Raw genomic sequence first — 17,964 nt, forward strand, 5'->3', positions numbered from 1 at the left:
CCGCTTGAACCCTATGCCCCCGCGGCGACCTCGGCCGCGATGGCGTCGGTGAGCCGGGCGAGCTCGGCGTCGGTGATCACGAAGGGCGGGGTCAGGTAGATCACCTTGCCCATGGGGCGGATCCAGACCCCGCGGGCGGCGAAGCGGGCCGAGAGGGCGCCGCAGTCCAACGCATGGTCGAACTCGACCACGCCCATGGCGCCGCGCACGCGCACGTCGACGACCCCCGGCAGGTGGCGGCAAGCGGCGAGACCTTCGCGCAGGGCGCAGTCGATGCGCGCGACCTCGACCGCCCAGCCGCCGTCCTCGAACAGGTCCAGCGAGGCGTTGGCCGCAGCGCAGGCCAGGGGATTGCCCATATAGGTCGGCCCATGCATCAGGGCCGCGCCCGCATCGTCGGACCAGAAGGCCTGGAACACCCTGGCCGAGGCCACGGCGGCTGACAGCGGCAAGGTCCCGCCGGTCAGGGCCTTGCTGAGGGTGATGATATCGGGAACCACGTCCGCGCCCAGGCAGGCGAAAAGGTCGCCCGTGCGGCCGAAGCCGGTGAAGATCTCGTCGAAGATCAACAGCACCCCGTGCCGGTCGGCGAGGCGGCGAAGGGCGCGCAGAACCTGATCCTCGTGGAACAGCATGCCGCCGGCGCCCTGGACCCGTGGTTCGACGATCATGGCGGCGATCTCGTGGGCGTGCTCGGCCAGAAAGGCGTCGAGCACCACCTCGCCGTCGGCGTCCAGCGGCAACGGGCGGACGTGCTGGGTCGGCATGACCCCGGCGAACAGGGCGTGCATGCCTTCCTCCGGGTCGCAGACAGTCATGGTCGCCAGGGTGTCGCCGTGATAGCCGCCGGCGAAGGACAGGAACCGGGTGCGGCCTGTGACCCCGCGGTTGATCCAGTATTGCAGGGCCATCTTCATGGCGATCTCGACGGCCACCGAGCCCGACTCGGCGAAGAACACGTGGTCCAGGTCGCCGGGCAACAGGTGGACCAGCCGCCGGGCCAGGCGATAGGCCGGCTCGTGCGCCAGGCCGCCGAACATCATGTGCGGCGCGCGCTCCAGCTGGGCCTGGACCGCGGCGCGGATGTGGGGGTGGTTGTAGCCGTGGCAGGCGGTCCACCACGAGGCCATGCCGTCGATCAGTTCGCGCCCGTCCTCCAGCACCAGCCGCACGCCCTCGGTGCGCGCCACGGCCAGCGGGGCGGGGGCGGTTTTCATCTGGCAATAGGGCCGCCAGACGTGGGCGCGGCCCTGGGTCAGCCAGAGGGGCTCGGCGCTCGGGTCGGTCATGATCTCTCCTGCCGCAACGATGGCGGCTTCAAGCAGACGATGCGCCTTGCTAGAGGCTGGCGCCCCTTTGGCAAGCCGGAAACCGACCATGGATAGCCTGACGGCCTTTGCGGAAGCCAAGCTGGAAGCCCTGGACGCCCAGGCCCTGCGCCGGCGCCTGGCGCCGACCCGGCGATTGGACGGCCTCTGGGTCGAGCGGGGCGGGCGGCGCCTGCTGTCCTTTTCCTGCAACGACTACCTGAACCTGTCGCACCATCCGGCGGTGAAGGCGGCCGCTGTGGCGGCGATCGAGGTCCATGGCGCGGGCGCCGGCGCGTCGCGGCTGGTGACCGGCGACCATCCGCTGCTGGCCGAGTTGGAGGCGCGGCTGGCGCGGCTGAAGCGGACCGAGGCGGCCTGCCTGTTCGGCTCCGGCTACCTCGCCAATACTGGCCTGATCCCGACCCTGGCCGGCGAGGGCGATCTGGTGCTGGTGGACGAACTGGCCCACGCCTGCATCTGGGCCGGCGCCCAGCTGTCGGGCGCGCGGGTGGTTCCCTTCCGCCACAACGACATCGGCGAGCTCGAGCGGCTGCTGGCCGAATTGCGCGCGGCGCACCGGCGCTGCCTGGTGGCGACCGACGGGGTGTTCTCGATGGACGGCGATCTCGCCCCGTTGGACCGGCTGTCCGAGGTCTGCCAGGCCCACGACGCCTGGCTGCTGAGCGACGACGCCCACGGGATCGGCGTTCTGGCCGAGGGGCGAGGTTCGGCGGCGCTGTTCCCCGGGGCGACCATCCCTTTGCAGATGGGGACATTGTCCAAGGCGATCGGCTCCTACGGCGCCTATGTCTGCGCCAGCCGGGCGGTGGTCGATCTCCTCAAGACCCGCGCCCGGACCCTGGTCTATTCCACAGCCCCGCCGCCGGCGGCGATCGCCGCGGCCCTGGCGGCGCTGGACCTGATCGAGGCCGATTCCGAACTGACCGCCCGGCCCCTGTCCCGCGCCCGCGTCTTCACCCAGGCGCTCGGCTTGCCTCGGGCGGAAAGCCCCATCGTGCCGGTGATCATCGGCGGAGCGGAAGAGGCCCTGGCCGCCTCGCGCGCCCTGGAGGGCCAGGGCCGGCTGGTGGTGGCGATCCGCCCGCCGACCGTGCCGGCGCGGACGGCGCCGCTGCGCGTCGCCTTCACCGCCGGCCACAGCGAGGCCGACGTGCTGGCCCTGGCCGCCGCCGTGCGGCCGCTTTTGCGAAAGGAAGCTGCCTGATGCGCCCCCTGTTCGTCGCCGGCGCGGGCACCGATGTCGGCAAGACCCACGTCACCGCCGGCCTGATCCGGGCGCTGCTGGCCGAGGGGCGGGCGGTCCGGGCGATCAAGCCCCTGGCCAGCGGTTTCGATCCTGAGGATTGGGCCGAAAGCGACCCCGGCCGGCTCCTGGCCGCGCTCGGCCAGGCGCCGACGCTTCAGGCCCTGGACGCGATCACCCCCTGGCGCTACCGCGCGGCCCTGTCGCCGGACATGGCGGCGGCGCGCGAGGGCGCCCAAGTCGATTTCGAGGCCATCGCCCGCTTCTGCCGGGCGCGAGCGGCCGAGCCGGGCGAGGGCCTGCTGCTGGTCGAGGGCGTCGGCGGGGTGATGTCGCCGATCTCGGCCGAGACCACCAATCTCGACTGGATGCTGCGGCTGGGCGCGCCGGTGCTCTTGGTCGGCGGCTCCTATCTGGGCTCCATCAGCCACACCCTCACCGCCGCCCGCGTGTTGCAGGGCGCGGGCCTGTCGCTCGCGGCCATCGTCGCCAGCGAGTCACAGGACGCCGGCACGCCGTTCGGCGAGACCGTGGACAGCCTGGCGCGGCTCTCCGGCCTGCCGGTCATCGGCGCAGGCCGGGACGCAAGCTGGGCCGAATGGGCGACCGCCGTGATCGAGACGCTAGGCGACGCGGGCGTGCTCGCATAGGCTGTAGCGCAACTACCGGGAGAAATGTCACTTTTCGCGTGACGGTTCCGTTACCAACACGCCCAATGGTCGCCGCAAACACAAGCCATTGGCCGCACCTCGGCATGTGCGGTTCGGTTGCAAGGCGTTGCCAAGGCGGCGGCGAAAGGCCATCGTCGGCGGGCGTGGGAAGGGCGATGGGATGGCGGTGGAGCTAGGCATCCTCGAAGGCTATTACGGCCCGCCGTGGAGCTGGTCGGCCCGCGAGGAGCAGGTCGCATTCCTGGGGGAGCGGGGGTACGGCTTCTATCTCTATGCGCCCAAGGCGGACAAATTCCTGCGCCGCCGTTGGCGTGAGCATCATCCCCAGCCGATCACCGAGCACCTGCTCAGCCTGGCCCGCCAGTGCCGGCGGCACAAGGTGCGCTTCGGCGTGGGCCTGAGCCCGTTCGAGGTCTATCGGAATTTCGACGCCGACGCCCAGGCGGCCCTGGCCGACAAGCTGGCCTATCTGGACGCTATCGGCATCGACGACCTCGGCATCCTGTTCGACGACATGCGCGGGGACGCGCCGGAGTTGGCGGTCTCGCAGGTCCGGATCGTCCACTGGATCGCCGAGCGCACCCGCGCGACGCGGATCATCGTCTGCCCGACCTACTACACCGACGATCCGGCCCTGGACCGGGCTTTCGGCGAGCGGCCGCCGGGCTATCTGGCCGAGCTGGGCGCGGCCCTGGATCCCACGGTCGAGCTGTTCTGGACCGGCGAGGAGGTCTGCTCGCGCGAATACGGGATCGCCCATCTGGAGCGGGTGGCCGAGACCTTCCGGCGCAAGCCGTTCCTGTGGGACAACTATCCGGTCAACGACGGCCCGCTGATGTCGCCCTATCTGCATCTGCGCGCCATGACCGGTCGACGCGCAGCGATCGGGCCCTACCTCGCCGCCCACGGGGTCAATCCGGCCCTGCAGCCGGTCCTGTCGCGCATCCCGGCCCTCAGCCTGATCGAAAGTTACCGCCTGGGGGACGCCTACGAATACGGCAAGGCCTTCCTGACCGCGGCCACCGAGGTGCTGGGGGAGGAGTTGGCGGGCCTGGTCTGCCGGCACATCTCGCTGTTGCAGGACGCCGGGCGTGACCGGCTGGGGCCGGCGGCGCTGCGCCTTCGCGAACGCTACGGCGACTTCGACCATCCGGGGGCCAAGGAGATCGTGGCCTGGCTGGACGGGGAGTACCGCATCACCTCGGAAATGATCGAGGCGCAGTAGGCGACATCCGGCGGCAAGCCGACAAGATGTCGCTGTGACTTCCTCTGTGACTTGCGTCACACCAACAATCCCTTACACCACCTAGAACAGAGTCGTTCGCAATCGACGCCTGCCTGGAGTTTCCCGGGGGGCCTGACCCGATGGAGCGGCGATGAACGCTTTAATTCCGTCTGTGCAAGACGTGTTTGCCCGCAACTCTCGCAGGAGGCCACAGCGCTTGGGGGTGCTCGATGAAGCTTCGGCCCTTTTGGGCTCCAGCTCGGTGTTTTCGGTTCTGTCGCCGGGGCGGCGCACTCAGCTCCTGCGCGAAGGGACCACGCTGACGCTCAGCAAGGGGATGCGCCTGTTTTCGCGCGGGGATGCGGGCGACGCCTGCTTCCTGGTGCTGTCCGGCGAGTTGGAGGTGGTGGCCTCCGACGCCGAGGGCCGCGACGTGTGGCTGGCCTCGCTGGGGACCGGCGCCCTGATTGGCGAGGTGGCGGTGCTGGACGGCGGGCCGCGCTCGGCCGACGTCACCGCCATGCGGCGCACGACCCTGTTCAAGATCCGCCGCGACAGCGTGCTGGAGACCCTGCGCGAAGAGCCGGCCGGGGCCTTGGCCCTGCTGTCGGTGCTCGCCGCGCGCCTGCGCTCGACCGACGCGCGGGTGGAGGAGACCGCCCTGATCGACCTGCCGGGCCGCCTGGCGCGGCTGCTGCTTCAATCCGGCGACGCGCCGGTGACCCAGCCCCAGGGCGAACTGGCCCGGCTGATCGGCGCCTCGCGCGAGCGGGTCAACAAGACCCTGGCCGTGTGGCGCCAGCACGGCTGGATCGAGATCGGCCGCACCGGCACCCGCGTGCTGGACCGGCCGGCCCTGGCCGCCCTGACCCAGAGGTCGCGGCGCCGCTGACGGCGAGGTTTCCTCCGTAAGGGGGATGTGGGGCGGGATGAGGGGCCATTGCGGCCCCTCATTCTTTTTCTACGCCGGATAGCCGACGATGTTGGCCAGGGCCGGCGCGCCGCAGACTGCGTGCGAGGCCAGGCGTGCGCCCATCACCGTCCCCTCGACGCTGCCGACATTCAGCCCCGTATAGATCCAGTCGCCGGCGAGGACGAGGTTGGCGAAGCCCGAGTCCCAGGCCTTGAGCCGATATTTGGTGCTGCCCGGCGGGCTGGCCACGTAACGCTCGGTGGGGTCGATATTGGCGCGCCAGAACTGACTCTGGAAACGCGCCGTCCCCTTCCTGCCCGAGGCGTCGACCAAGAGATCGAAGTCCAGCCCCGCCGGATCGCCAGGCGGCCGGGTCGCGGCGGTGGTCGCCTTGGGCAGCAGGGGGCCGATATTGGTCTGCAGGTACTGGATGAACTGGTCACGCACCCGGTCGGCCTGGCGGCGGGGATAGTCATGGTCGCTGAACGGCGGCTGGGCCTCGTATTCCGGCATCAGGCCGCAGAAGTACCAGAGCGACTGGGGCGACAGGTCCGCCGGCCAGTCCTCGAAGGCGATCAGGTCCGTGAAGTCGACCTGCCCATCCGGCGGGCCGGCATAGGTGCCGCTAATGATCACTCCGGCTCCCTCCGGCGGCAGGGCGCCGCCCATGGCCTTGGTCGGGCGGCTCAGCCAGACCTGGGCGGCCTGGGTGATCAGGGCCGGCACATTGGCGGTCATGTCCCGCCAGGCCGGGCTGGCGTCCAGCAGTTCGGGGCACAGGTGAGGGATGGCGCCGATGGAGATGGCGAAGACGATCCGGTCGAAGTCCTGTCCGGCCTGCAGCGTCTTGCGGGCCGGGGCCCGCCACGGCGTCCAATAAGACTCCAGGTCGATCTCTTCCGCCTTGAGCGCCTCGCCCTCGACAAGCTGGTCGTAGAGCGGCTCGGCCGGCCAGCAGTCCAGGCCCTTGATGCGAACAAGCGGCGAATAGGCCGGCACGCCCGGCTTCAGCGTCGCCTGCACCGCCATGTCGATGGCGGCGACGCTGGTCTTGTCGCCGTTTAGCTTCAGCGCCTCGACCTTGTGGAAGAATTCGAACTTCACCCCGCGCTTTTGCAGGAGTTCGTACAGCGGCTGGATGATGGTCTCGCCGGTTCCGGCCTTGAACAGGAAGCCGAAGGCGCCGCGGAAGTCGAACATCCTCAGCGTCCAGTGCAGATAGGCGCCCGCCGCCATCTGCGGCGGTCGCGAGGTGTCGCCGTTCGGGTACTGGTAGGAAAGGTTGGTGGTGTTCAGCGCCAGCGGCGAATTCAGGGTCAGCTCGTCGATCCCGTGCCGCCGCAGCCAGGCGGCGAAGTCCTCGTCGTCCAGCCGGTCGAAGCCCTTGTCGATCACCTCGTCCGCCAGCGCCCCGCGCACAAGGGTGAAGATGTAGTCCAAAAGCAGGTAGAGCCGGCGCAGGCCGGTGTTCAGGTGCTGCAGCAGCCAGTCCTTGAGGTGGCGCCAGAGGCTGTCGACCGCCTCCACGACCCGCTCCAGGGCCAGGGCGGAGAGCATCTGATCGATCTCATGGAACAGGCCCTTTACCAGGCCGACGAAGGGGATGGCGGCCTTGGCGACGAAGTGGCCGGCCGTGGCCAGGAGTTTGCGCATGGTCCCGGCGACGGTGAACTGTCCCGGAGCCAGGCCCGGCGGATCGTCATTGGTCGGATAGACCATGCTCCAGGGCGACCAACCGCCGTCGATCCACTCCCACATCAGGATCGCGCTCTGCGGGTCGAAGGCGGTATCGAAGCTGGACAGGGGCGTTCCGGCCGGCCGGCCGAGCTCCTGATAGCAGCGGACCATCATCGGCAGGGTGTTGTGGTAGGAGCCCAGGAAGCCGTGGATGCCATGCTCCTGTATGCGCCCGTTGGGGCCGCGGCCGGTGGCGCACTTGCCGCCCAGCCGCCAGCCCATCTGGTAGAGGGTGATCTCGTACCGGTCCCGCCAGTCCGGCTGGCTGGTCAATTCGAAGGCGGTGGCGAGGCCGGCTATGCCGCCTCCCAGTATGGCGATCTTTTCCACGTGTCGGCCGCTCGTCCTGCTTGGTTCAGTCAAAGAACAGCGTTATTGATCGGGGCGGCGGCTCACGTCTAGCGAACCGGGCGACGATCCCGGAGACTGAACGCCAAGCTTGCAGCGAATGCAACGCTTCGGGGAAGGGAGCGCGTTCTGCACTTGCAAATCATTTGCGATCCGAAAGGCTTCGCAAGTGTCGCAGGTTGAAGGGGCGTCACAGCCTAACAGGTTGCGGTTGTAGGGAAATCCGTCGCGGGCAGGCTTGCTTGCGGCCGTTTTGGTGTAGGCTTGGGAGGCGCGGCGACACCGCGCATGGTGGGGTGATTTTCGACTTGGCTGGACGCGCACCTGTCCTGACGACCTCCTCGCGTCGTCGCCGCAGCGCCATCGTCTTCACCGACCTGGTCGGCTACAGCCGCCACGTCGAGGCCGACGAGGCCGGCGTGCTGCAGGCGCTCGGTGAGCTGCACGGCCGACTGGCCGAGCTGGTCGGAGAGCGGGGCGGCCGCGTGGTGGCCCTGCGCGGTGACGGGGCGATGCTCGAGTTCGCCGACGCCGTCGAGGCGCTGTCCTGTTGCCTGACCTTTCTGACCGAGTCTCGCGAGGCCAACGAGGTCCGGCCGCTGGAGCGGCGGCTGAGCTTCCGCATCGGTTTGCACTTCGGCGAGGTCACGGTCGCGGCCGACACCCTTCTTGGCGCCAGCGTCAACCTGGCTGCGCGGCTGGAGCAGACCGCCGAAGCCGACACCATCCAGATATCGGACGCCGTGCGAGAACAGGTCGACGGCCGGGTGCCGGCCAATTTCGACGACCTGGGCTTCCAGCAGATCAAGGGCCTTCGGGCGCCTGTGCGGACCTGGCGGGTCAGCGAGGCCGGCGAGTGGGACACCCCGCGTCCGTCTCCCAATGGCGAGGTCGGCGAGGCCGGCGCCGAGCGGCCCTCGGTCGCGGTCCTGCCTTTCGTCGTAGTGGGCGGCGGCGCCGACGAGGCCTATCTGGCCGAGGGCCTTGCCGAGGACATCATCGGCGGGCTGAACTACAACAAGTGGCTGTTCGTCGCCTCGCGCCACTCTTCGTTCCGCTACCTGCCCGAGGCGATCGACGCGGCCAAGGTCTGCGAAGAACTGGACGTGCGCTACCTGGTGCTGGGGCGGATGCGCCGCCTCGGCGGGCAGATCCGCATCTCGGTCGAGCTGGTGGACGGGCGTAAGGGCGAGTCGATCTGGTCGGCGCGGTATGACCGGCGGATGGAGGACGTGTTCGCGGTCCAGGACGAGATCACCGGCACCCTGGCCTCGACCATCGCCCCGGTGCTGCTGGACCGCGAAGAGCAGCAGGCGGTGCGCAACACCCCGCGCAGCCTGCAGCATTGGGACCTTTACCTGCGCGCCCGCTGGCATTTCTGGCGCGGCACCCTGAAGCACACCCAGGCGGCGCAGAAGCTCCTGACCCAGGCCCTGGCGCTGAAGCCGGAAGACGCGCCGAGCCTTGCGCTCCTGGCCCATTGCTATTTCGGCGAGGTCTGGTCGGGCTGGTCGCCCAATCTGGATGCGGCGATCGCCGAGGCCACGCGGCTGGCCCTGCAGGCGGTGCGGATCGACGCCGGCGACGCCTTCGTCCACTTCACCTATGGCGTGGCCCTGTCCCTGACCGGCCAGCTCCCGGCGGGCCTGGCCGAGCAGCGTCACGCTCTTGAGCTGAACCCCTATTTCGCCCAGGCGACCGGCGAGATCGGCCGGCTGATGGCCTTTTCGGGCCAGACCGAGCAGGCGGTGGACTATCTGGACCGGGCCATGGCCCTGTCGCCCTCGGACCCGCACATCAGCCTCTATTTCCGCGCCAAGGCGGTGGCCTTCTTCCTGGCCGGACGGTTCGACGAGGCGGTGGAGCAGGCGGCGGGGGCGCTGGCGCGGCGGCCGGACTTCTTCTTCCACCACTACATGCTGGCCGCCTGCCTGGCTGGCGCCGGCAAGATCCCGGCGGCCAGGGACGCCCTGGCCGAGGGGCGCAGATTGCTGCCGGACTATCCTCTGCCGGTTCTGAAGGCCGGCCACCCCTTTGCAAAGCCAGAGGACCTTGAGCGGTTCACGGACGCGTTGAAGCTCGCGGGCTGGTAGCGGCGTAGGCCTCCGATACCGGGTCCGCGGCGATGCAGCCCAGCAGCCACTCGCGGAAGGCGACGATCTTGGCCGCCCGCCGCCGCTCCTTGGGATAGGCCAGCCAGTAGCCGCCGCCGTGGTCCCAGGCGGCCTCGAACGGGCGCACCAGCCGGCCCTGCGCGATCTCGGCGGCGTAGAGCACCGGTGAGCCCAGCGCCACCGCCTGGCCGCTGAGGGCCGAGGCCACCTCGATGGTCTGCAGGTCGGCCACCAGGCGCGTGCCCGCGGTCTCGCCCGGCGCGGCGACCCCTGCCGCGGCGAACCAAGCCGCCCAGTCGCTCTCCAGCCCCACCCGCGGGGCGCTGAGCAGGTCGCCGGGGTGGCTCAACCCGCCCAGGGCCTCGCACAGGGCGGGCGCGCAGAGCGGGGTGACGTTGGCGGGATAGAGATAGACGGCCTCCAGCCCTGGCCAGTCGCCGTCTCCCGAGCGGATCGCCAGGTCGAAGGGCTCGCGCGTCAGGTCGACGATGCGGCCGGCGGTCTCCAGCCGCACCGCGATCTTGGGGTGGGCCAGCTGGAAGGCGCCAAGTCGTGGGGCCAGCCACTGGGTCGCCAGGGATTGCAGGGTGGTGATCGAAAGTATGCCCTCGTCCGCCTCGGTGAGGTCGGCCAGGGCCGTGCGCAAAAGGCCGATCGCCTCGGTCGCGGCACGCGCCAGCCGCTCGCCGGCGGCGGTCGGCGCCACCTCGCGCGGCAGCCGGCGAAACAGGGGCTGGCCCAGCCGCCGCTCCAGGGCCTTCACCTGCCAGCTGACCGCCGCCTGGGTCATGCCCAGTTCGTCGGCGGCGCGGGTGAAGCTTTTCAGGCGCGCGGCGGCTTCGAACACGCGGATGGCGCTGAGCGGCAGGGTGGCGAGGGTGTCTGGCATAAGTTCCGCTTATGCATAGAGCAGGAGAACCGCTTTGTCACGCTAGGCGCTCGGGGAGCATAGTCCTTTCCAGGATAGGGTCTTGTGACGGAGACGGATCATGCAAGCGTTGCTCGAGAACCATAAGCAAATTTCGGCCGAATGGGTGCTGTGGCTGCCCATGCTGGGCCTGTGGGCCCAGGCTGCCCTGGCGGCCCTTGGGCTGAACCGCGGCAAGCGTCGCGAGCCGCGCAAGCCGGCGACGCCCAAGGCCCGCCAGCCCTTTGATCCCGCCTGCCCGCCGCGCCTGATCACGCCGCGCTGAAGCTTGATATGGGAGTTCGCCGCTCATGACTGAAGAGCAAGCCCTGAACGGAAAGCTGCTCGCCGCGCTGCTGCTGACAGAACGCCGTCAGCAGCGCCGGCGGGGTTTCCGTCCTGTTGTGGAGATTGTCCCGGGCGATGTGAAATCCAGGGCTCCTCGCGGTCGCTCGCCGCTGTGGCGCGATCCGGTCCGGGGCGCGCCAGGGCGACGGGCGGCCACTGTCCTGTGATGACAGCCGCCGGCCAGGCCGCATGATGGCCTCATGCGGCGGCGGGTTGATTCGACAGCGGGTGGGGCGCGATGAGCCCGGCGATCCTGGGCCTGGTGCTGGCGGCGGCCCTGCTGCACGCCAGCTGGAACGCGCTTCTGAAACAGGCCGGCGACCGGCGATGGATGACCATCGTCATGCAGCTGACCTCCATGGCCGTCGCCGGCGTCGTCGCCGTGTTCCTGCCGCTCCCGGCCTCGCACAGTTGGCCCTGGCTGGTGGCCGGGGCGATCGTGCACATCGGCTACAACATCTTCCTGGTGCGGGCGCTGAGCCTGGGCGACCTCGGCGAGATCTATCCGATCTCGCGCGGGGCCTCGCCGGTGATGGTGGCGGCGGGGGCGGCGATCGCGGCCCACGATCACCTGACGCTGCAGCAGGTGGTGGGCATAGCCGTGGTCTCGGGCGGCATTGTCAGCCTGCGTAGGGGCGCGGGGCGGCCGATGCCTGCCGCGGCGATCCTGGTGGCCCTGGCCACTGCTGGCTTCACCGCCGCCTACACCATCATCGACGGCATGGGCGCACGCCAGTCGGCTGGCGTTGCGTCCTATATCGCCTGGCTTTGGGTGCTGGACGGGGTGTTCACCGGCGGCTGGTTCCTGCTGGCCCAGCGGCGCGACGGCGGGGCCAGGCCGAGCCTGGGCCAGACTGCGACCGGCGCTGTCGGCGGGCTGATCGCCATGGCGGCCTACAGCGCCGTGATCCTGGCCACGACCCTGGGCGCTCTGGGCGCGGTGTCGGCCTTGCGCGAAACCAGCGTGCTGTTCGCGGCCGTGATCGGCGCCCTGTTCCTGGGCGAGCGGCTGACGGCGGCGCGGCTCCTGTCCTGCCTGGCCATCGTCGCCGGCTCGGTGATCATCTCGCTGGGCTAGGGTTCAGCGCGCCCCGCGGCGCCCGAGCACGGCCGGGGCGGTGGCCAAAAGGATCTTGAAGTCCAGGCCAAGGCAGCGGGAGCGGGCGTAGATCACGTCCAGGGCCACCCGCCGGCGATAGCGCAGGTCGCTGCGGCCGCTGACCTGCCACAGGCCCGTAATGCCAGGGCGCATTTGGCAGTAGTAGCGGAAATAGCGGCGGTAGCGGGCGATCTCGGCCTGCACGATCGGCCGCGGGCCCACCAGGCTCATCTCGCCGCGCAGCACGTTGAGCAACTGCGGCAGTTCGTCCAGGCTCGAGCGGCGCAGGAACTGGCCCAGGGGCGTGATGCGGGGGTCGCAGGTCAGCTTGTGGTCGCGCTCCCACTCGGCGCGGGCCGCCGGATCGCGGGCCAGCAGGGCCTGCAGCTGGGCCTCGGCGTCCACCGCCATGCTGCGGAACTTGAAACACGGGAAGGTGCGGCCGAACCGGCCGATGCGCGGATGGGCGAACAGCACCGGCCCGCCGTCGTCGAGCTTGATCAGCACCGCCACCACCGCCATCAGCGGGGCGAAAAAGATCAGGATGGAAAGGCACAGGCCGATCTCCAGCGCCCGCGCCCAGCCTTCGTCGAAAACGATCCGTTCGGCGGATCTCATGTCGGCCTCTCGCGCAGTTTCGAGCATGGAGATTGTGACGCCCTGTGTGACGCCGGCATGTAAGGCCTAGCGCGGCCGGCGGCGGTGACGATCGTCACCGTGCGGCTTGTGGAACCTGAGCCGTGCTTGTGCGTTGCGGCAACAAGCGGGTCAGTACGGCCCGCCCATGGGGTGTTCCGTACTTCGTAAAACTGGTTTGCAGCGCTGTGACGCCGCAACGGCAAGGCCTCGCGTTCCGCTGGCTTTGCTGTAAAGGCCGGTTGGCATTCTTCGCTTTGCTCAGTTTAGACAGAATCATCGAATAACGTTGTTATATATATCGATCCAAATGCGGCTAAAAGCCGCTAACCCTTCTCGTTAACCAAATATATCGCCGAGGCGTTATTCAACATCGGCTTATCTGGCGCGAAACCGAAGGGATCTCGTCTTGACCACCTATTTGGATTTCAACGGCCTATCTACGCCGCTGAGCGCGGCGCCAACCTATTGGGCGTATACGACTACGGTTGGTCAGACCCTGACGGGCGTCAATCAGCCCGAGCAGCTGCGGGATTCACTGGGCGGTTCGCCAACCCTGGTCGGCGGCGCCGCCGACACGACCTTCAGCGTCATTTCGCCCACGACCAACATCGTCGCCCAGGCCGGATTCATCAATACGGTCGTCGCCTATCACAACTTCATCCTGCCGGCGAACGTGCAGAACCTGACCTTGGCGGGCGCCAGCTCGACCGGGACCGGGAACAGCATGAACGACCTGATCATCGCCCAGGGGCAGGGCGATACGGTGATCGCGGGAACCGGCAATGACGTGATGGTCGACGCCGGTGCGGGCAAAGACCTCTTCACCTTCAACACAGGCTTCGCCAAGGACGTCATCTACGGCTTCCAGGTCACCGGGACCAACGCCGACCGGATCGTCTTCACCGATCCGAACTATGCGAGCTTCGCCCAGATCCAGTCGCACCTGACCCAACAGGGCTCCGACGTGCTGCTGACGCTTTCCAGCACCTCGCAGATCCTGATCAAGGGCGTAAGTCTGTCCAGCCTCACGGCCAGCAACTTCGGCCTGCCGCATCCGGCGACCGGCTATGTGGACTTCAACGGCAACGCCATGCTGGGCAGCATGGCGCCGACCTATTGGGCGAACACGACCACGGTGGGCCAGACCCTGACCGGGGTCGATCAGGCCGAGTCGCTGCGGGATTCTCTGGGCGGTTCGCCGACCTTGGTCGCCGGCAAGGGCGACACGACCTTCAGCGTCATTTCGCCGACGACCACGGTGGTGGGCCAGGCCGGGTTCATCAACACGGTCGTCGCGTATCACAGCTTCGTCCTGCCCTCGAACGTGCAGAACCTGACCCTGGCGGGCGCCAGCTCGACCGGAACCGGCAACAGCCTCAGCAACCTGATCATCGCCCAGGGCGCGGGCGACACCATCGTGGCGGGGACCGGCAATGACGTCCTTGTCGACGCGGGCGCCGGCCATGATCTCTTCACCTTCAACCCCGGCTTCGCCAAGGATGTCGTCTACGGCTTCCAGGTCTCGGGGACCGCGGCCGACCGGATCGTGCTGACCGATCCCAACTTCGCGTCCTTCGCCCAGATCCAGTCGCATCTGACCCAGCAGGGTTCCGACACGCTGCTGACGCTTTCCAGCACCTCGCAGATCCTGATCAAAGGCGTGTCCGCGACCAGCCTCACGGCGGCGAACTTCGGCCTGGCCCAGCCGATGACCAGCTATCAGGACATCAACGGCCACGCCATGGCGGGGAGCATGGCCCCGGTCTACTGGGCGAACACGACCACGCTCGGCCAGACCCTGACCGGCCTCAACGAGCCCGAGAGCCTGCGGGACTCCCTGGGCGGCTCGCCAACCCTGATCGGCGGCAAGGGCGACACGACCTTCAGCGTCATTTCGCCGACCACGGCGGTCACGGCCCAGTCGGGCTACGTCAACACCGTCGTCGCCTATCGCGGCTTCACCCTGCCGGCGAACGTGCAAAACCTGACGGTGGTCGACGACCACTCCACCGGCGTCGGCAACAGCCTCAACAACCTGATCATCGCCCAGGGCCTGAACGACGCCATCGACGGCGGCATGGGCAACGACGTGCTGGTCGACGCCGGGGGCGGGCAGAGCGTGTTCACCTTCGATCCGGGCTTCGGGCAGGATGTGCTCTACGGCTTCAAGGTCAGCGGGACCAACGCCGACAAGATCGTGCTGACCGACCCGAGCATCACCAGCTTCGCCCAGGTCCAGTCGCACCTGACCCAGGTCGGGTCCGACACCCTGCTGACCCTGTCGAGCGGGTCGGAGATCCTGCTGAAGGGCGTGACGGCGACCAGCCTGACGGCCAGCGACTTCGGCCTGCATCTCGACATGACCGGCATGACCGAAACCTTCGCCGGCGACTTCAGCAGCGGCCTCTCGCTCTACAACGCCTCGACCGGCGCCGGGACCTGGAAGTCCAACTTCGCCTTCGGCGTCCAGAGCGGGACGGGCGACTGGGCCAGCCGCACAGAAGTCGGCAACAGCGAACTCCAGCTCTATGTCGACCCCAGCTACAAGGGCAGCGGCACGACCGCCCTGGGCATCAATCCGTTCTCGGTCTCGAACGGGATCCTCGATATCCACGCCACCGCGACGCCGACTGCCGACGTCACCTATCTGAACGGCTACCACTACACCTCGGGCCTGCTGACCACCGAGAAGTCGTTTTCGCAGCTCTACGGCTATTTCGAGATCAAGGCCCAGCTGCCGAATACGCCCGGCGCCTGGCCGGCCTTCTGGATGCTGCCGACCAATCCGACCTCGGCCGCCGAGATCGACGTGCTGGAGGATTTCGGCGGAAGTCCTATCCACCAGACGGTGATCCATGGGGCGACCGGCTCGCCCAGCCAGACCTACTTCGTCAACACCGTGCCGACCGACGGGACCGCCTTCCACACCTACGGGGTGCTGTGGACCTCGCACGAGATCGATTTCTATATCGACGGGGTCAATGTCGGCTCGACCCCGACGCCGTCGGACCTGAACACGCCGATGTACATGCTGACCAACCTGGCGGTGGGCGGGATTTCAGGCACGCCGGGCGCCGGCTTCAGCGCGGATATGCAGATCGCCTATATCCATGCCTACAGCCTCTCCAACCTGGCCAGCTCCACTGCGCCGACGGCGGTGAAGGCGGCGGCCGCGGCGCAGACCTCGCTGGCGAGCCCGACGACGGCCACGGCGGCTGCAACGACATCGACGACGACGACGACCGAGCACGCCACCGCCACGACCGTCGCCCAGCCGGTCCATCTGATCGGCGATGCGCACGCCAGCCTGGACTTCTCATCTCTCGGCCTTGGCGGGCACGAGGTGGGCTTCGGCGCCCACATGCACGAGCATTGGGCCTGATCTGATCCGAAGGGCCGGTTGGCCCGGCCCTTCGCGCCTGCCTCAGAACGTCGCCCGCACGCCCACAAAGCCGCCGCGGCCCAGGCTGCCGTACTGGTAGGCGGTCTCGTAGTGGCGGTCGAACAGGTTCTCGATCCGGCCGTAGAGCTCGAACCGGCTGGTCAGCGGATAGGACGCCCTGAGGTCGACCACCGCATAGGGCTTCAGCACCTTCGGGACAGTGCTGAACGTGTTGGTGTCGAAAAACGCGTCATGGCTGTCGCCGGCATAGCGCACGGCCAGCGCCATTGTCAGCTTGTCCGGCCAGTCATAGCTCGCCGTTAGATTCGCCCTATTGCGCGGGCGGCGCAGCAGGGCTGTGTGGTCGGTCAAGTCCTCGGCGTCGGTATAGGTATAGTTGGCGGTCAGGCTGAGGGCCGGGGTCAGCTGGGCCTGGGCCTGCACCTCGACCCCCTCGGCGCCCGCGTGGCCGACATTGGCGTAGCCGCCGAACGGCGCGCCCGGCAGTTGCCCCAGGAACTGGATCAGGTCGCGGGTGTCGCGGCCGAAATAGGTCACCGACAGCATGGCCCGGCGGTTCCGGAAATGCTGTTCGACGCCCAGGTCCCAGCTGTTGTCGGTCTCGGGCCTCAGGCTCGCCAGGTGCAGGGTCTGGCTGCCGTAGGCGCTATAGAGCTGGTAGAGCGAGGGCGCCTTGAACCCTTGCCCGAAGCTGGCGCGCAGGATGGTGTTCCCGCCGTTCAGCGACCAGGCGGCCGAGGCCTGGCCGGTGGTGTGGCCGCCGAAGGTCGAGTGCTGGTCCTGGCGCACGCCGGCGGTCAGGTTCAGGCCCGGGATCACCTCGCCCTCGATCTGGGCGTAGCCGCTGGCCAGCTCGGCGTGGGCCTTCAGCGGCGGGGTCGGGCCGAAGTCGTAGGCCGGGGTGTTGGTGGTGATGCTCGTGCGTTCGTACTGGGCGCCAAAGATGGCCCGATAGCCTTGGGCGATGCTCCATACGCCCTGGTACTCGACACGCTCGGCGGCGCCGTAGCTGTAGAAGGTCTCGTCGTTGACCCCCAGGCCCGGGTCGTAGAGCCGGCGGTCGATGTCGGTGTACTGCACCGCCAGCCGGTTTTTCAGCGCCCCGGCGAACAGCCCGAAGTTCAGGCCCGCATAGCCGACATACTGGTCGGAAATCCCGAATTCGGCGTCGTCGCCAAAGGTGAAGGTCGGGGTGTCGTAGCCGTCGAAGGCGACATGGCTATGGGTGGCGTAGCCACGCAGGTCGAGCTGAACGTCGGGGGTGATCGCATAGCCCAGCCGGCCGCTGAACGCCGAGTTCCGGAACCCGTCCAACTCGTGGCCGCCGAAAGCCTTGTCGAAGGCCGAGATCCCGTCGGTGGCGTAGTAGCCGCCGGCGAGGCGCAGGCTGATCGGACCCTCGGTTCCGCCGACGGCGGCGCGGTAGTACTGCGTTCCGCGAGAACCACCCTCGGCGCTGGCCTCGCCGCTGACGCCTTGCCCCGGCTCGGCGGTGACGATGTTGACCACTCCGCCCATGGCCTGGCTGCCCCACAGGGTCGATTGCGCGCCGCGCAGCGCCTCGATGCGCGAGATGTCGCCGGTGAGCAGGTTGGAGAAGTCGAGCCCGCTGCTGGGCGTGCCAGGATCGGTCAGGGGCACGCCGTCGACCACCACCAGGGTCTGATCGGAATCGGCGCCCCGGATAAAGATCGAGGTGACCTGACCCTCGCCGCCGTTGCGTTCGACGCTGATCCCGGGGACCTGCTGCAAAAGATCGGTGACCACAGTGGCCTGGCTGGCCTGGATGGCGCCGGCGTCCAGCACGGTGACCGAGACGCCGACCTTGGACTGCGGGTCGGGGGCGCGGTTGGCGACCACCACGATCTCGTCGTTCGGTTGGGTCTGCTGGGCGAGGGCGAGCCCGGGCGCGGCGACCAGGGCGGCGCCGGCCAGGAGGAGGGACTTTCGAAGGCGTAACTTGGGCATGAGATGGACTCCAGAGAG

The 17,964-nt window shown here is 68.7% G+C and carries 13 protein-coding genes; 8 read left to right on the forward strand and 5 right to left on the reverse strand.

Going from position 1 to position 17,964, the window contains the following annotated elements:
• Positions 1 to 11: 11 nt before the first annotated feature.
• On the reverse strand, positions 12 to 1,289 hold the full coding sequence (locus tag KCG34_RS20700; RefSeq protein ID WP_211937498.1) for an adenosylmethionine--8-amino-7-oxononanoate transaminase: 1,278 nt from the start codon (positions 1,287 to 1,289) through the stop codon (positions 12 to 14).
• Between the two features lie 88 nt (positions 1,290 to 1,377).
• On the opposite strand from KCG34_RS20700, the gene bioF reads away from it, so the two are divergent.
• From bioF to KCG34_RS20720, 4 genes are all read left to right on the forward strand, one after another.
• Positions 1,378 to 2,535, forward strand: a complete 1,158-nt coding sequence (bioF, locus tag KCG34_RS20705; RefSeq protein ID WP_211937499.1) for an 8-amino-7-oxononanoate synthase — start codon at positions 1,378 to 1,380, stop codon at positions 2,533 to 2,535.
• Positions 2,535 to 3,224, forward strand: coding sequence for a dethiobiotin synthase (bioD, locus tag KCG34_RS20710; RefSeq protein ID WP_211937500.1), 690 nt, complete (start codon positions 2,535 to 2,537; stop codon positions 3,222 to 3,224). The genes bioF and bioD overlap by 1 nt, the downstream gene beginning before the upstream one ends.
• 181 nt (positions 3,225 to 3,405) lie before the next feature.
• Positions 3,406 to 4,470: a beta-N-acetylglucosaminidase domain-containing protein gene (locus KCG34_RS20715; protein WP_211937501.1), complete on the forward strand. Its 1,065-nt coding sequence runs from the start codon at positions 3,406 to 3,408 to the stop codon at positions 4,468 to 4,470.
• Between the two features lie 223 nt (positions 4,471 to 4,693).
• A complete protein-coding gene (locus KCG34_RS20720) occupies positions 4,694 to 5,362 on the forward strand; it encodes a Crp/Fnr family transcriptional regulator (protein ID WP_249138361.1) in 669 nt (222 codons plus the stop codon).
• 69 nt (positions 5,363 to 5,431) lie between these two features.
• On the opposite strand, the gene KCG34_RS20725 is transcribed toward KCG34_RS20720, so the two are convergent.
• A complete protein-coding gene (locus KCG34_RS20725; RefSeq protein WP_211937503.1) occupies positions 5,432 to 7,450 on the reverse strand; it encodes an NAD(P)-binding protein in 2,019 nt (672 codons plus the stop codon).
• A 326-nt stretch (positions 7,451 to 7,776) separates the two neighbouring features.
• Here KCG34_RS20725 and KCG34_RS20730 point away from each other — a divergent pair, with 326 nt between their 5' ends.
• A complete protein-coding gene (locus tag KCG34_RS20730) occupies positions 7,777 to 9,561 on the forward strand; it encodes an adenylate/guanylate cyclase domain-containing protein (protein WP_211937504.1) in 1,785 nt (594 codons plus the stop codon).
• Here the strand turns inward: KCG34_RS20730 and KCG34_RS20735 are convergent.
• A complete protein-coding gene (locus tag KCG34_RS20735; RefSeq protein ID WP_211937505.1) occupies positions 9,530 to 10,471 on the reverse strand; it encodes a LysR substrate-binding domain-containing protein in 942 nt (313 codons plus the stop codon). The genes KCG34_RS20730 and KCG34_RS20735 overlap by 32 nt on opposite strands.
• A gap of 100 nt (positions 10,472 to 10,571) precedes the next feature.
• On the opposite strand from KCG34_RS20735, the gene KCG34_RS20740 reads away from it, so the two are divergent.
• Together KCG34_RS20740 and KCG34_RS20745 are read left to right on the forward strand one after the other, a co-directional pair.
• Complete coding sequence (locus KCG34_RS20740; protein WP_211937506.1) at positions 10,572 to 10,775, forward strand: hypothetical protein; 204 nt, start codon at positions 10,572 to 10,574, stop codon at positions 10,773 to 10,775.
• Positions 10,776 to 11,075: 300 nt separating this feature from the next.
• The gene (locus tag KCG34_RS20745) at positions 11,076 to 11,915 is read left to right on the forward strand and encodes an EamA family transporter (protein WP_211937507.1); all 840 of its coding nucleotides are present in this window, start codon (positions 11,076 to 11,078) and stop codon (positions 11,913 to 11,915) included.
• Positions 11,916 to 11,918: 3 nt separating this feature from the next.
• Here KCG34_RS20745 and KCG34_RS20750 read toward each other — a convergent pair whose 3' ends face one another.
• Complete coding sequence (locus tag KCG34_RS20750; RefSeq protein WP_211937508.1) at positions 11,919 to 12,554, reverse strand: sugar transferase; 636 nt, start codon at positions 12,552 to 12,554, stop codon at positions 11,919 to 11,921.
• A gap of 427 nt (positions 12,555 to 12,981) precedes the next feature.
• On the opposite strand from KCG34_RS20750, the gene KCG34_RS20755 reads away from it, so the two are divergent.
• A complete protein-coding gene (locus tag KCG34_RS20755; RefSeq protein WP_211937509.1) occupies positions 12,982 to 15,957 on the forward strand; it encodes a family 16 glycosylhydrolase in 2,976 nt (991 codons plus the stop codon).
• A gap of 42 nt (positions 15,958 to 15,999) precedes the next feature.
• On the opposite strand, the gene KCG34_RS20760 is transcribed toward KCG34_RS20755, so the two are convergent.
• A complete protein-coding gene (locus KCG34_RS20760; RefSeq protein ID WP_211937510.1) occupies positions 16,000 to 17,946 on the reverse strand; it encodes a TonB-dependent receptor plug domain-containing protein in 1,947 nt (648 codons plus the stop codon).
• Between the last annotated feature and the right edge of the window lie 18 nt (positions 17,947 to 17,964).

The organism is Phenylobacterium montanum (genome assembly GCF_018135625.1).
GTDB classification, from domain to species: Bacteria; Pseudomonadota; Alphaproteobacteria; order Caulobacterales; family Caulobacteraceae; genus Poindextera; species Poindextera montana.

Bases quoted from the DNA above. Each gene is read 5' to 3' on its own strand.
- KCG34_RS20700 (WP_211937498.1), bottom strand. From the start codon at position 1,289: ATGACCGACCCGAGCGCCGAGCCCCTCTGGCTGACCCAGGGCCGCGCC.
- bioF (WP_211937499.1), top strand. From the start codon at position 1,378: ATGGATAGCCTGACGGCCTTTGCGGAAGCCAAGCTGGAAGCCCTGGAC.
- bioD (WP_211937500.1), top strand. From the start codon at position 2,535: ATGCGCCCCCTGTTCGTCGCCGGCGCGGGCACCGATGTCGGCAAGACC.
- KCG34_RS20715 (WP_211937501.1), top strand. From the start codon at position 3,406: ATGGCGGTGGAGCTAGGCATCCTCGAAGGCTATTACGGCCCGCCGTGG.
- KCG34_RS20735 (WP_211937505.1), bottom strand. From the start codon at position 10,471: ATGCCAGACACCCTCGCCACCCTGCCGCTCAGCGCCATCCGCGTGTTC.
- KCG34_RS20740 (WP_211937506.1), top strand. From the start codon at position 10,572: ATGCAAGCGTTGCTCGAGAACCATAAGCAAATTTCGGCCGAATGGGTG.
- KCG34_RS20745 (WP_211937507.1), top strand. From the start codon at position 11,076: ATGAGCCCGGCGATCCTGGGCCTGGTGCTGGCGGCGGCCCTGCTGCAC.
- KCG34_RS20750 (WP_211937508.1), bottom strand. From the start codon at position 12,554: ATGAGATCCGCCGAACGGATCGTTTTCGACGAAGGCTGGGCGCGGGCG.
- KCG34_RS20760 (WP_211937510.1), bottom strand. From the start codon at position 17,946: ATGCCCAAGTTACGCCTTCGAAAGTCCCTCCTCCTGGCCGGCGCCGCC.